Here is a 13,496-nt window from a genome sequence, read left to right as displayed (position 1 = left end):
GGTTGACATAAAGCTAAATCTCAACTTGAGGGTGAGGGTTTTGGAAACGACGGCACGGGCCCCGTGCCGCATGAAATTGCAAGTCAACGAGCGGAAAGGCCCCTCGTCGTGGCAGCACCGCAGAACTACCTCGCGGTCATCAAGGTTGTAGGAATCGGCGGAGGCGGAGTCAACGCCGTCAACCGGATGATCGAGGAGGGACTCAAGGGCGTCGAGTTCATCGCCATCAATACCGACGCCCAGGCGCTGCTGATGAGTGACGCCGACGTCAAGCTCGACGTCGGGCGCGAGCTCACTCGCGGCCTCGGCGCGGGAGCCAACCCCGAAGTCGGGCGCAAGGCGGCCGAGGACCACCGTGAGGAGATCGAAGAGGTCCTCAAGGGCGCCGACATGGTTTTCGTCACGGCCGGTGAGGGCGGTGGCACGGGCACCGGAGGCGCCCCGGTGGTGGCCAACATCGCCCGCACCCTGGGCGCGCTGACCATCGGTGTCGTGACCCGGCCCTTCAGCTTCGAGGGGCGGCGCAGGGCGATGCAGGCCGACGCCGGCATCGAGACCCTCCGTGAGGAGGTCGACACCCTCATCGTGATCCCGAACGACCGGCTGCTGTCGATCTCCGACCGGCAGGTGAGCGTGCTGGACGCCTTCAAGGCGGCGGACCAGGTGCTGCTCTCCGGTGTCCAGGGCATCACCGACCTGATCACCACGCCCGGACTGATCAACCTCGACTTCGCCGACGTGAAGTCGGTCATGTCCGGTGCCGGCTCGGCCCTGATGGGCATCGGCCACGCGCGCGGCGACGACCGTTCGGTCGCGGCGGCCGAGATGGCCGTGTCCAGCCCGCTGCTGGAGGCCAGCATCGACGGCGCGCACGGCGTGCTGCTCTCGATCGCCGGCGGCTCCGACCTCGGCCTGTTCGAGATCAACGAGGCGGCCCAGCTCGTCTCCACCGCCGCGGCGCCGGACGCCAACATCATCTTCGGTACGGTCATCGACGACGCCCTCGGCGACGAGGTGCGCGTCACCGTGATCGCGGCCGGCTTCGACGAGCCCGCTCCCGAGCCCAAGCAACTCCCGCAGCCGGCGTCCCGCCCGCAGCCCGCCTCGCGTCCCGCCCCGCCGCCCTCGGCGGCGGCCCCGGTCCGCCCGCTGGCACCCACGGTCAAGGCGGAGCCCCGTCCGGAGCCCAGGGTGGAGCACCTGCCGCCCTCGCCGGTGCGGCAGGTCGTCACCCCGCCGGCGGAGCCGACGCCCCCGCCCCAGCAGATCCACCCGGTACAGCCGGTGGAGCACTCCGAGCCGCACCGCGTGGAGGAGCCGCACTCCCCTCCGCTGTCGATCCCGCGCCCGGCCCCTGAGCCCTCGCAGCCGACGCCGATCTCCGCGAGGGTCACCGACCCCGCCCGGCGGCGACCGGTGATCTTCGAGGAGCAGGAAGAGGAACTGGACGTTCCCGACTTCCTGAAGTGACATCGCTCACGGTGGGGGTGGGTACAGAGCCACCCGGCCGTGCCGGGAAGAATGGGCTCCGCCGGTTTGTCAGTGTCCGAGCGGCGGAGATGTGACGGAAACAACACGACGCGATGAGATCGCGGCCGGGCTGGCCCGGGTCGAGGCGGAGATCGCCGAAGCCTGCCGGGCCGCCGGCCGCAGCCGCGAGGAGCTGACGCTCATCGCGGTGAGCAAGACCTACCCCGCCTCCGACGTGCGGCTACTGGCCGGACTCGGGATCGGTGACGTCGGGGAGAACCGCGACCAGGAGGCTTCGGTCAAGGCGCGAGAGTGCGCCGACCTCGGCTTGCGATGGCACTTCGTCGGCCAGTTGCAGACCAACAAGGTCCGCTCGGTGGTCGGCTACGCGGACGTCGTCCACTCGGTCGACCGCCCGCGCCTGGTCACCGCCCTCAGCAGGGAGGCGCTCGGGATGGGGCGCCGGATCACCTGCCTGGTACAGGTGGCGCTCGACGGTGACCCCGCCAGGGGCGGCGTGGTACCAGAGCAGGCCGAGGCGCTGGCGGACGCCGTCGCCGGAGCGCCGGGGCTTGAGCTGGGCGGGGTGATGGCGGTCGCGCCGCTGGGGGAGGAGCCGGGCAGGGCGTTCGCGAGGCTGAGGGAGATCGCGCGGTCCGTCCAGGACGCCCACCCGGGCGCCGACGTCATCTCGGCGGGGATGAGCGGGGATATGTCCCAGGCCATTGCCAACGGTGCGACACACCTGCGTGTTGGTACGGCGTTGCTCGGTCGCAGGAAGCCCTTCGTCAGGTAATGTCCCTTCAAGTGGACCTTGGCGTCCGCGTATCCGGACAGCGGTCGAACGGTGGTGAGCTCAGGGCGGTCGGGCTGGCCCCTCGGGCACATCGAAGTAAGACGGAGGAAGAAGTAGCGATGGCCGGCGCGATGCGCAAGATGGCGGTCTACCTCGGTCTTGTTGAGGACGACCGCTACGAGAGATACGACAGCTACCCCGACGACGAGTACGAGGAGTTCGACGACACGCGCCGGGAGGGCGACGAGCGTCCTGGCACGGTCCACGACCTCTCGGACGACACCGACCCAGGCGTACCCGCTCCGAGGCCCGCGACGGCCGTCCTGGAGCGCCGCACGACCGATCTGGCGCGCATCACCACCCTTCATCCCCGCACGTACAACGAGGCGCGGACCATCGGTGAGCACTTCCGTGACGGCACTCCCGTCATCATGAACCTGACCGAGATGGTTGACAGTGACGCAAAGCGGCTCGTTGATTTCGCGGCAGGTCTCGTCTTTGGCCTACATGGCAGCATTGAACGTGTTACCAACAAGGTGTTCTTGTTGTCCCCAGCCAATGTCGAGGTGACCGCCGAGGACAAGGCTCGAATCGCGGAACGCGGATTCTTCAACCAGAGCTAGAGTTCCACTATGAACAGTGACCGGCCCGACGGGTCCCGATGGGACGAAGGACGGCAGAGCGGAGTGGAGGCGAGGGCGGACCGTGGGGATCGTTAGCGGGATCTTGGTCTTCGTCCTGTCCATCTACCTCGTGCTGCTGATCGGCAGAATGATCTTTGAGACGGTGCAGGCGTTCGCACGTCAGTGGCGCCCCACAGGCATCGTCCTGGTGCTGGCGGAAGCCGTATACACGGTGACCGACCCACCTCTCAAGTTCCTCCGCCGTTTCATTCCACCACTCCGGTTGGGTACGGTGGCCTTTGACCTAAGCTTCACAGTGCTGTTCATTGTGGTCTTGGTCTTGATCCAACTCGTGTCCGCGCTTCGTTGATCGGGTACCGTCCCCCCGGACAGACTCCAAGCGCGCCAAGGAGACCGAAATGCCGCTGACTCCCGCCGATGTGCGGAACAAGCAATTCAGTACGACCCGCCTTCGGCCGGGTTACGACGAGGAAGAGGTAGATGCCTTCCTCGATGAGGTCGAGTCCGAGTTGGACCGTCTCATTCAGGAGAACGAGGAGCTCCGCGCCAAGCTGGCGGAGTGCCTGCGGGGCAAGGTCCCCGGCGGGATGGGCATGGCCATGGCGCCCGCCCCCATCGCCGAGCCCAAGCCCGAGATGATGATGCAGCAGCCGGAGCCGATGCGCGCTCCCGAGCCGGTGCAGCATCAGCAGCCCGTTCCCGTCGGAATGGGAATGCCTCCGGCCGAGGACAACATGGACACCGCGGCCCGCGTGCTCGCCCTCGCGCAGCAGACCGCGGACCAGGCCATCGCCGACGCCCGCCGGGAGGCGGACGAGACGGTGACCCGGGCGCGCCGCGAGGCCGACGACATCCTCGGCAAGGCACGTCGCCAGGCCGAGCAGGTCATCGGTGACGCACGTGCCCGAGCCGAGACGCTGGAGCGCGACGCGCAGGAGCGGCACCGCCAGGCCATGGGCTCGCTGGTGCAGACCCGTGACGAGCTCGAGCGCAAGGTCGAGGAGCTCCGCAGCTTCGAGCGCGAGTACCGTAGCCGCCTGAAACTGTATCTGGAGAACCAGCTGGCCGAGCTCAACGTGGCTGCCGAGGGCAGCGGCGGGTTCCCGATCGTGAGCGGGCCTCCGGCCATGTCCCACGCGGTGGCCCCGGGTGGTCAGCCGACGCTCCAGGGCGCGCCCAACCCGTTCGGCGGCGACCCGTCGCAGCATTCGGGCGCCTTCCAGGGCGTTGACGGTCCTCACAACGACCGCCGCTAAGGTGTCGGGTCACCCCCTTTGACCCGCATCCGGGAGTCTTTCTGTGATCCTTATCAGCGCCGGTTTGGTACTCACGGCCATCGTCCTGCTCATCGTGGGGATCGTGCTGGCCAAACCGTTTCTGGTCATGTGGTCGATCGCGGTCAGCGTGCTGTCCGCCGTCTTCCTGGTGATCGGGGCGTTGTTGCGGCGCCACGAGCTGTTCCCCGGCGGGCAGGCCGGGGCCGCTCCGCCCCTTCCCGAGAAGGGACCGATGCCGGCCGGGTCCGTCCCCGTGCCGCACGGTGTGCCGAACCAGCCTCCCGTGCCACCGCACATGATGGCGCAGCACGGGATGCGGCAGCAGACGCCCGTGGCCCCGACCCAGCCGCGACGAGGCCCGGTGGCCGGGTCGGCCACCGCCACCGTCGCGAGGCGGGGCGCCCTGGACGCCGGGGCGATCGTGCTGGTCATCCCCGGCCGCAAGCGCTATCACGTCGCGGGGTGCCGCCAGCTGGCCGGCAGGGATCATGAGGAGCTCACCCACGAGGAGGCTCGTGAGGAGGGCTTCACGCCCTGTACCACCTGCCTGCCGGAACCCGCCGCCGGAAGCAGGCCGCACCAGACCCCGCCCGGGGTGCGGGAGCCCGCCGAGCCCCTGAGCGCCTCCCCGGAGTCCGGCCCCGCAGGCAGCGCCACTGAGCCCGGCCCGCACGAGGCCACCGCCAGGTTCACCGCCCCGTACCGTCCCGCGCGGCCCGCGGCCCCCGCCGGAGGGCAGCAGGCCCCCGGAGCACGGCCCGAGTCCCCGCCAAGGCCGGAGAGCCCCGCCGCCAGGCGGGAGAGCGCCGTGTCCCGGCAGGAGCCCCCGCGCTCCCCGCAGGAGCCCGTCGTCCCGGTCGCCCGGCCCTACATTCAGTCCTCCGAGCCGCAGGTACGGCCCCAGGAGCCGGTGAGTCCTCCGCTCCGCGCGGCGGAGTCCCCGACCCCCTCGGTGCCGATCCGGCTGCCGAAGGTCCCCGAGATCCCGCACGCCGAGTCCGAGGCCACCAGCTGGTTCAGCCGTGACATGGTCGCCCAGGCGTCCAAGCCGGAGACCCCGGTGGCTCCGGCCAGGCCCGAGCCCGAGGCGGCGGAGCCCGCCAGGCCCGGACCGGCCGTGGGCGGCGCCTCCGCGAGCCGGGGAGAGGCGCCTGAGAGCGCCAAGCCGGAAACCGGCGAGGCCGAGCGCACCGGCCCCGGGAACGTCGAGCCTGAGCCCGCTGCGCCCGAGGCCACGGCGTCCGAGTCGGCCGCGTCCGAGAGCGGCGCGTCCGGGGCCGCCAAGGCCGGGGCACAGGCCAAGGCCGAAGCCGGGCCTTCGGCGTCCGGGCCCCGCCCAGGGGCCGAGACCGCCGGGCGAGACTCCGCCCCGTCGGAGCCGTCCCCCTCGGGCAAGCCCGGAGCCGCCGACTCAGGCTCCGCGGAGCCTGAGAGGCCCGAGGAGCCGGGACCCCGAGAGGCATCGGATTCCGGGCGCCGGGCCACCGCCGATGGCACGACAGCTGAGCCGGTGGAGCCGGCCGAGACCGCACCCGGGCGCGCCGGGCAGGTAGCGGCCGACTCCACCTCGGCGGAGCCCGTGGCCGGTCCCTCTCCCAAGGACCGTGACGCCAAGGACCGTGACGCCGAGGGCGACCCCGGGGCCGAGGAGCAGAAGGCGGGCGACGGGACCGTCATGGTCATCATCGGCACCCGTCGCTTTCATGACCCCGCCTGCCCTCTGATCAAGGGCGCGGGCGACAGCGGCACCGAGGTCATCTCCCTGGTCGAGGCCGAGGGAGCCGGCCTGATCAACTGCTCGATCTGCCTGAACGACCACCGGGGCCAGAGCTGACACCTGGCGTGGCCACCGCCCGCCTCGCTCACCGTTCACCACGAGGAGGCGGGCGTGTCGCGGTGCCCGCGGACCGCCGCTGCCGTGCGGTGACGCTCCTCTCCGGGCCGCGGCGGACGCGGAGCGTCACCTGAGGCGCCGGGCCGGCCGCCCCTTCCGTGCAGTGACGGTTTCTTCCGGTCAGTGACGGACGCCGAGCACCACCTAAGGCGCCGGGCCGGTCGCTCTCGGTGTGAACCGGAACGGCCGGGCTCTCCGGGAGCCCGGCCGTCCCGTGACGCCGGAACGCTCCGCCGTCAGGCCGTGGCCGTCGCGCGGCGGAGCTGGAAGGTCAGGCCCAGCTCGGCGTCGCTGTGGGTGGGAAGGCCGTCGGCGCCGCCCTCGGTGAGGGAGACGGCGAGGACCTCGTCGGCCACCGCACGGCCCTGGGTCCGCAGGGCCTCGGCCAGGTCGGCGTCACCGGTGGACCACCACACGTCGATCCGGTCGGAGATCGACAGGCCGGTGGACTTGCGGGTGTCCTGGAGCAGGCGGATGACGTCGCGGATCAGGCCAGAGCGGCGCAGCTCGTCGGTGATGGTCAGGTCGAGGGCGACGGTCTCGCCGGAGGCGGCCTCCACCGCCCAGCCGGACCTGGGCTGCTCGGTGACGATCACGTCGTCGACGCCGATCTCCACCGCTCCCAGCTCTCCCGCGTCGACCAAGACCGGCGAGCCGGTGCGGAGCGCGCGGGCGAGCTCCGCGGGCTCGGCAGCGGTGACGGCCGCGGCGACCAGCTTGGTCTGCGAGCCGAACCGCTTGCCCAGCGCCCGGAAGTTGGGCTTGACCGTGAAGGAGACCAGGTCCGCCCCGATCCCGGACAGGTCCTCCAGGCCCTTGACGTTGAGCTCGTCGGCGATCAGTTCGCGCAGCTCGGGCGGGAGCGTGGCCCAGCCGGGGGCGCCGACCAGGGCACGGCCGAGCGGCTGGCGGGTCTTCATCCCGCTGGAGGCGCGGGCCGAGCGGCCCAGCTCCACCAGGCGGCGGACCAGGGCCATCCGCTCCGACAGCTCCTCATCCAGCAGCTCGCCGTTGACCTCGGGCCAGCCGGCCAGGTGGACCGAGACGGGGGCGTCGGTGTCGCGGAGCACGTCCCAGACGTAGTCGGTGGTGAACGGCACCACCGGTGCCATCAGCCGGGTGACGGTCTCCAGGCACTCGTAGAGCGTGGCGAACGCCGCGGTGTCACCGGCCCAGAAGCGGCGGCGGGAGCGTCGCACATACCAGTTGGACAGGTCGTCGAGGAACTCCGAGAGCCGCCGCCCGACGCGGGCGGTGTCGAAGACGTCCATCGACGCGGTGACCTCGGCCACCGTCCGGTGCAGCTCGGCGAGGGCCCAGCGGTCGATCAACGGGCGCTCGGCGTACGCGGGAGCCTCGGCGAGCCTGGAGGGCGACCAGGACTCGGCGTTGGCGTACAGGGTGAAGAAGGAGGTGGTGTTCCAGTAGGTGAGCAGGACCTTGCGGACGATCTCCTCAAGGGCGCCGTGCCCGACCCTGCGGGCCGCCCACGGTGAGCCGGAGCAGGCCATGTACCAGCGCAGCGCGTCGGCGCCGTGCTGGTCCATCAGCGGCATCGGCTGGAGCACGTTGCCCAGGTGCTTGCTCATCTTGCGGCCGTCCTCGGCCAGGATCAGGCCGAGGCAGAGCACGTTCTCGTACGAGGACCGGTCGAAGACGAGCGTGCCGACCGCCATCAGCGAGTAGAACCAGCCGCGGGTCTGGTCGGTGGCCTCGCAGATGAACTGCGCCGGATAGGCCTTCTCGAGCATCTCCTCGTTGCGGTACGGCGCCCCCCACTGGGCGAACGGCATCGAGCCCGAGTCGTACCAGGCGTCGATCACGTCGGGCACCCGCCGGGCCTCGGCCCCGCAGGTGGGGCAGGGCAGTGTGACGTCGTCCACGTAGGGGCGGTGCGGGTCGAGCGCGGAGACGTCCCGGCCGGACAGCCGGCTCAGCTCCTCCAGCGAGCCGACGCACGTGACGTGCGACTCGTCGGCGGTGCAGATCCACAGCGGCAGCGGGGTGCCCCAGTAACGCGAGCGCGACAGCGACCAGTCGACGTTGTTGCGCAGCCACTCGCCGAAGCGGCCCCACTTGATCGTCTCGGGGTACCAGTTGGTCTTCTCGTTCTCGGCGAGGAGCCGGTCCTTGATCGCGGTGGTGCGGATGTACCAGGCGGGCAGGGCGTAGTAGAGCAGCGCGGTGTGGCAGCGCCAGCAGTGCGGGTAGCTGTGCTCGAAGTGGCTGCCCCGGTAGAGCAGGCCGCGCGCCCGCAGGTCGGCGGTGAGCCCCTCGTCGGCGTCCTTGAAGAACTGGCCCCCGACCTGGGGCACGCTGTCGAGGAACCGGCCGTCGGGGCCGATCGGGTTGACCACGGGCAGCCCGTACCGCTTGCAGGTCGTCATGTCGTCGGCGCCGAAGGCGGGTGCCTGGTGAACCAGGCCGGTACCGTCCTCGGTGGTGACGTAGTAGCCGAGCACCACGTAGTGCGCGCCGGGGATGTCGACCAGGTCGAAGGGGCGCGAGTAGGTGGTGTGCTCCAGGTCGGCGCCCTGGAAGGAGGCCAGGACCTCGGCCCCCTCGCCCAGCGCGGAGACGACCAGCGGCTCGGCCACCACCAGGATCTCGTCGGACCCCGCGGGGCGCGCCGCGACGTAGGTCACGTCGGGGTGCAGGGCCACGGCGGTGTTGGAGACCAGCGTCCAGGGCGTGGTGGTCCAGATCAGCAGCGAGGCGCCGAGGTCGGCCAGCGGTCCCGAGGTGGCGGGCATGCGGACGTAGACCGACGGGCTGGTGACGGTCTCGTAGCCGCCGGGCTGGCCCAGTTCGTGGTCGGACAGGCCGGTGCCGCAGCGGGGACAGTACGGGGTGATGCGGAAGTCGCGGGAGAGCAGGTCCTTGTCGAAGATGACCTTGAGTGACCACCAGACGGACTCCACGTAGGCCGGGTCCATCGTGCGGTAGGCCTGGGACAGGTCGATCCAGTACCCCATCCGCTCGGTCATCTCCTCGAAGGCGTCCACATGCCGCAGCACCGACTCGCGGCACTTGGCGTTGAACTCGGCGACGCCGTACGCCTCGATGTCCTTCTTGCCGGAGAGACCGAGGGATTTCTCGACGGCGACCTCGACGGGTAGCCCGTGGCAGTCCCAGCCCGCCTTGCGGGGCACGCTGTAGCCCCGCATCGACTTGTAGCGGGGGAAGACGTCCTTGAAGACGCGGGCCTCGACGTGGTGGACGCCCGGCATGCCGTTGGCGGTGGGCGGGCCCTCATAGAAGACCCAGGTGGGGCCGCCGGTGTTCTGCTCGACCGAGCGCTCGAAGATCTTGCCGTCCCGCCAGCGGTCGAGCACCTCGTGCTCAAGCGCGGGAAGATCGACCTGCGCAGGAAGAGAGCGGAAATAGGCGGACATGATGGGCTGGACCTCCACGCTGGAATCGGCTGTGGCGTGGAGGGACGAGGCTGTTGGGCCCCGCGGTACCACCCTCCTTGGCCTTCGCGTGCGAGAAGGCCCTCTTCCTTTGGTCTGCTGCCGGGTCTACTGGGCCGTCACGGCCGTTCTTCCGGCGGCTCCGGGGTGATCTTCCCTCAGCGCCTCGCCCCGGGCTCGCACCGTCCCCGGGTCGCTCGTGCGAGGGGGTGCGGAGGTTGCTGTCCCCATCAACGCCGTGCAGGCTCACACGATAACGCACCCGCCTGCCGGAAGCTTCCCCATATCAGAGGCGGCTGGGGGAATCAGGGGGAAGCGACCGGATGTTACTGGATTGGCAAACATTGCGGCGGGTCGTTTGTCGTTCTGTTATGAGGGACCTAAGCTGCCCGCACCGTTTACCACATTGGATACGGTTCGATCTAGCAAGGAGGTCGCCATGGCCGCGACCGTGCGCGCAGACAACAGCGCGGCAGCGCCGTCATCCGACGGTGCCGTCGTCACCTGGTCGGCCGAGGAACTCGCGGAGGTCCGCGGGCGACTGGTCGCGGAGAGCCGCGAGCTCACCAAGGAGATCGCCAAGGCCGAGATCGAGATCGCGTCAAGCGACGTTACCGACGGTGCGGGCGACGACCAGGCCGACGCCGGAGCGCGGACGTATGAACGTGAGCGCGAAATCGCCCTTACCCTGAACTCGCGCGACCTGGTCGCGCAGAACGAGCGAGCGATCGCCCGGATCGACGCGGGGACCTACGGAGTGTGCGAATCGTGCCATCAGCCGATCGGAAAGGAGCGCCTTCAGGCGTTTCCGAGGGCGACGCTGTGCGTGGCCTGCAAGCAGCGGGAGGAGCGCCGCTGACCGGCGACACCGAGAACGGGGCGGCCCCCGCCGCCCCGCTCGCGGCGCGGCGGATCGCCGTGCTCGCGGTGATCGTCCCCATCGTCTACGCCCTCGACCTCGCCACGAAAACCCTCGTACTGAAGACCCTGGAGGGCAGGGAACCCATCGTGGTCATCCCCGGCGTGCTCCAGTTCCGGGTGATCTTCAATTCCGGGGCCGCCTTCGGCCTCGGCACCGGGATGACGATCGTCTTCACCTGTGTCGCGGCCGCCGTCGTGGTGGCGATCCTGCGTACCGCGCGCAACCTGCGCAGCCTGCCCTGGGCGATCACGCTGAGCCTGCTGCTCGGCGGGGCGCTCGGCAACCTCACCGACCGGATCTTCCGCTGGCCCTCGGGCTTCGGCTCCGGCAGGCCCGCACCGCTGCAGGGACACGTGGTCGACTTCGTGGAGACCTTCCCCGGCCACTTCCCGGTCTGGAACATCGCCGACTCGGCGATCGTCTGCGGCGGCATCCTGGCGGTCTTCCTCGCCTGGCGGGGCTACCAGATCGACGGCACGCGCGACACGGGAGCCGAGAAGGAAGCGAAGGAGAACGGCAATGGCTGACCGGCGGAGTCTCCCCGTCCCCGACGGGCTGGAGGGCGAGCGTCTCGACGCCGCCCTGTCACGCCTGTTCGGCCTCTCCCGCACCCGGGCGGCCGAGCTGATCGTCGCCGGTGACGTGCTGGTGGACGGCTCGACCGCGGCCAAGTCCGACCGGCTCCACGGGGGCGCCTGGCTGGAGGTCACCCTCCCGCCGCCGCCCACCGCGCCGATGCCGGTGGCGGAACCCGTGCCCGGCATGCACATCGTGTACGAGGACGACGACATCGTCGTCGTCAACAAGCCCGTCGGCGTGGCCGCCCATCCGACCACAGGCTGGACCGGACCCACCGTGATCGGGGGCCTGCTCGGCGCCGGCCACCGGGTGGCCACCAGCGGCGCGGCCGAGCGCCAGGGCATCGTGCACCGGCTGGACGCCAACACCACCGGCGCGATGGTCGTCGCCAAGAGCGAGCACGCCTACTCCCACCTGAAGCGGGCCTTCAAGGAGCGCACCGTCGACAAGCGCTACCACGCGCTGGTCCAGGGCCACCCCGACCCGCACCGCGGCACCGTGGACGCGCCGATCGACCGCCACCCCGTCGGGGACGGCCGCTGGGCGGTCGTGGCGGGAGGCAAGGAGTCGGTCACCCACTACGACACGATCGAGGCGTTCCGCGCGGCTTCGCTGCTGGACATCAAGCTGGAGACGGGCCGGACCCACCAGATCCGGGTCCACATGTCGGCGCTGCGCCACCCGTGCGTCGGCGACATGCTGTACGGGGCCGACCCGACCCTGGCCGCGCGGCTGGGAGTGAGCCGGCAGTGGCTGCACGCGGTCTCCCTGGCCTTCGAGCATCCCACCACCGGCGAGTGGGTCTCCTTCACCACCGCCTACCCCGACGACCTGGCCCACGCCCTGAAGGTCGTCGCCGCCGAGTCCTAGCGCGGCCCGCCGGTCCCCGCGGCGGGCGTGCCTTCGCGCCGGTGGCCCCGCCGGCGCGTCCGGCCGTTGCCGGGTTCACCGTTTCCGGTGGTTTCTCAGGCCCTGCCCCGGGCGCTCGCGCCGAGGGCGACCGCCCCGGCCTCGGGGGCGATCTGGTCGGGGGAGTCGCCCTGCTGCCCCCGGCCCGGCGCGTCGCCCTGGCCCGAGCCCTCCTCGGCCCCCTCGCCCCCGTCGTCCCGTCCTCCCTGGTCGTCCTCTCCCCGGTCGCCCGAGGAGGGCTCCTCGGGCTGCTCGGAACCGTCCTGCGACGGCTTGCCTGACGGTTTCCCCGAAGGCTCACCCGTCGGCTCGTCCGACGGTCTGTCCCGAGGGGCGGGGTCGCCGCCCCCCGACCTCTCGGGGGCCGGGCGGGTGGGAGCACCGCCGTCTCCGGCGCCGTCGTTCCTGGCGGGGGCGTTTCGCGCGGGGGCCTTCGCCCGCTCGGGCTCGGCGGTCGGCGTACCCTCCCCGGAGGGCACACTCGCCGGGGCCGGCGGCCTCGCGGGGGTCTGGTCGAAGGAGTTGGCGGCGACCCAGGCCATCCCAGCCGAGGTCAGGGCGACGGCGAGCGCCATCGCGACCATCGCCGCGATCGCCGGGCGCCGTTGCCTCCCCGGGGCGGCCACCGGGCCGGGCTCGGGCACCGGTCGCCCGGCTCCGGCAGGGGCGGTGGGCGCGCCCACCGGCACGGGGACCGCCGGGGGCAGTTCGATCGGCATGGTCGGCTGCGGGGTGGTCCCGTTCACCAGCGAGGTCAGGTGGACCTGCACCTCCTGGGCCGACATGCGTCGCGCGGGATCCTTGCGGAGCAGACCGAAGATCACGGGAGCGAGCGGTCCGGCGAACCGCAGCGGCGGGGGTTCCTGGTGCATGACGGCGCTGAGCGTCGCCAGCGGGTGGGCGCGCTCGAAGGGGGAGCGTCCCTCGACCGCCATGTGCAGCGTCACGCCGAGCGACCACAGGTCGGAGGCGAACTCGGCGGAGCCGCCGCTCGCCCGCTCAGGCGCGATGAACGCCGGGGTACCGATGAGCGAGCCGGTCCTGGTGATCGACGAGTCGCCCTCCAGGACGGCGATGCCGAAGTCGGTGAGCACGGCCCGCCCGTCCTTGGAGAGCAGGACGTTGTCCGGCTTCACGTCCCGGTGCAGGACGCCCGCGTGATGGGCGGCGAGCAGCGCGCCCAGCACCTCCAGCCCGATCCGCGCCACCCGCGCCGGCGGCAGCGGCCCGTCCTCCCTGATCACCGCTCCGAGCGTGCGGGAGTCGACCAGTTGCATGACGATCCAGGGGCGCCCGTGCTCCTCGATCACGTCGTACACCGTGGCGACCCCCGGATGCCCGATCCGCCCGGCGGCCCGGGCCTCCCTGAGCGTCCGCATGGTGAAGACCTCGCGCTCGGGACCGGTGAGATCGGGGGAGGGGATGACCTCTTTGACCGCCACATCGCGGCCCAGCACCTCGTCCTGTGCTCGCCAGACCGTCCCCATGCCTCCTCGGCCGATACGTTCGAGCAGGCGGTAGCGGGCTCCGATGATCCCCTGAGAATCGGTCATGCGCCGACGCCTACCCAGGATTAATCCCGACATTCAGGA

11 protein-coding genes are annotated in these 13,496 nt (G+C 71.2%); 9 read left to right on the top strand and 2 right to left on the bottom strand.

The features are described from left to right. Nucleotides 1-108: 108 nt before the first annotated feature. From ftsZ to ABZU75_RS08580, 6 genes are all read left to right on the top strand, one after another. On the top strand, nucleotides 109-1,470 hold the full coding sequence (gene ftsZ, locus ABZU75_RS08605; protein WP_355550927.1) for a cell division protein FtsZ: 1,362 nt from the start codon (nucleotides 109-111) through the stop codon (nucleotides 1,468-1,470). Between the two features lie 91 nt (nucleotides 1,471-1,561). Beyond that, nucleotides 1,562-2,266 carry a YggS family pyridoxal phosphate-dependent enzyme gene (locus ABZU75_RS08600; RefSeq protein WP_355550925.1) on the top strand — a complete coding sequence of 235 codons (705 nt, stop codon included), beginning with the start codon at nucleotides 1,562-1,564 and terminating at the stop codon, nucleotides 2,264-2,266. Between the two features lie 119 nt (nucleotides 2,267-2,385). Next, nucleotides 2,386-2,889, top strand: coding sequence for a cell division protein SepF (sepF, locus tag ABZU75_RS08595; RefSeq protein WP_350924541.1), 504 nt, complete (start codon nucleotides 2,386-2,388; stop codon nucleotides 2,887-2,889). Between the two features lie 82 nt (nucleotides 2,890-2,971). After that, nucleotides 2,972-3,259 (top strand): YggT family protein, encoded by a 288-nt coding sequence (locus ABZU75_RS08590; RefSeq protein WP_030909817.1) that lies wholly within the window; start codon nucleotides 2,972-2,974, stop codon nucleotides 3,257-3,259. Nucleotides 3,260-3,308: 49 nt separating this feature from the next. Beyond that, a complete protein-coding gene (locus tag ABZU75_RS08585; protein WP_343980728.1) occupies nucleotides 3,309-4,166 on the top strand; it encodes a DivIVA domain-containing protein in 858 nt (285 codons plus the stop codon). A gap of 43 nt (nucleotides 4,167-4,209) precedes the next feature. Then, the gene (locus ABZU75_RS08580; RefSeq protein WP_355550921.1) at nucleotides 4,210-6,021 is read left to right on the top strand and encodes a hypothetical protein; all 1,812 of its coding nucleotides are present in this window, start codon (nucleotides 4,210-4,212) and stop codon (nucleotides 6,019-6,021) included. Nucleotides 6,022-6,317: 296 nt separating this feature from the next. On the opposite strand, the gene ileS is transcribed toward ABZU75_RS08580, so the two are convergent. Continuing rightward, complete coding sequence (ileS, locus tag ABZU75_RS08575) at nucleotides 6,318-9,476, bottom strand: isoleucine--tRNA ligase (RefSeq protein ID WP_355550919.1); 3,159 nt, start codon at nucleotides 9,474-9,476, stop codon at nucleotides 6,318-6,320. Nucleotides 9,477-9,933: 457 nt separating this feature from the next. Here ileS and ABZU75_RS08570 point away from each other — a divergent pair, with 457 nt between their 5' ends. From ABZU75_RS08570 to ABZU75_RS08560, 3 genes are read left to right on the top strand one after another with little or no spacing between them, the layout of a single operon-like run. After that, entirely contained in the window at nucleotides 9,934-10,353 is a 420-nt protein-coding gene (locus ABZU75_RS08570) for a TraR/DksA C4-type zinc finger protein (RefSeq protein ID WP_343980722.1), read from the top strand. Next, complete coding sequence (locus tag ABZU75_RS08565) at nucleotides 10,317-10,943, top strand: signal peptidase II (protein ID WP_355550916.1); 627 nt, start codon at nucleotides 10,317-10,319, stop codon at nucleotides 10,941-10,943. The genes ABZU75_RS08570 and ABZU75_RS08565 overlap by 37 nt, the downstream gene beginning before the upstream one ends. Next, complete coding sequence (locus ABZU75_RS08560) at nucleotides 10,936-11,865, top strand: RluA family pseudouridine synthase (protein ID WP_350924550.1); 930 nt, start codon at nucleotides 10,936-10,938, stop codon at nucleotides 11,863-11,865. The genes ABZU75_RS08565 and ABZU75_RS08560 overlap by 8 nt, the downstream gene beginning before the upstream one ends. A gap of 95 nt (nucleotides 11,866-11,960) precedes the next feature. On the opposite strand, the gene ABZU75_RS08555 is transcribed toward ABZU75_RS08560, so the two are convergent. Beyond that, nucleotides 11,961-13,457 carry a protein kinase gene (locus tag ABZU75_RS08555; RefSeq protein WP_355550914.1) on the bottom strand — a complete coding sequence of 499 codons (1,497 nt, stop codon included), beginning with the start codon at nucleotides 13,455-13,457 and terminating at the stop codon, nucleotides 11,961-11,963. Nucleotides 13,458-13,496 lie beyond the last annotated feature (39 nt).

It is taken from the genome of Streptosporangium sp. NPDC005286, from assembly GCF_040607515.1.
Taxonomy (GTDB): domain Bacteria; phylum Actinomycetota; class Actinomycetes; order Streptosporangiales; family Streptosporangiaceae; genus Streptosporangium.
The sequence above is the reverse complement of the archived record's forward strand: the minus strand, read 5'-3'. Positions and strand labels throughout refer to the sequence as shown.

Excerpts from the sequence above, each read along its gene's own strand:
- sepF (WP_350924541.1), top strand. The coding sequence starts at position 2,386 with ATGGCCGGCGCGATGCGCAAGATGGCGGTCTACCTCGGTCTTGTTGAG.
- ABZU75_RS08585 (WP_343980728.1), top strand. The coding sequence starts at position 3,309 with ATGCCGCTGACTCCCGCCGATGTGCGGAACAAGCAATTCAGTACGACC.
- ileS (WP_355550919.1), bottom strand. The coding sequence starts at position 9,476 with ATGTCCGCCTATTTCCGCTCTCTTCCTGCGCAGGTCGATCTTCCCGCG.
- ABZU75_RS08570 (WP_343980722.1), top strand. The coding sequence starts at position 9,934 with ATGGCCGCGACCGTGCGCGCAGACAACAGCGCGGCAGCGCCGTCATCC.
- ABZU75_RS08560 (WP_350924550.1), top strand. The coding sequence starts at position 10,936 with ATGGCTGACCGGCGGAGTCTCCCCGTCCCCGACGGGCTGGAGGGCGAG.
- ABZU75_RS08555 (WP_355550914.1), bottom strand. The coding sequence starts at position 13,457 with ATGACCGATTCTCAGGGGATCATCGGAGCCCGCTACCGCCTGCTCGAA.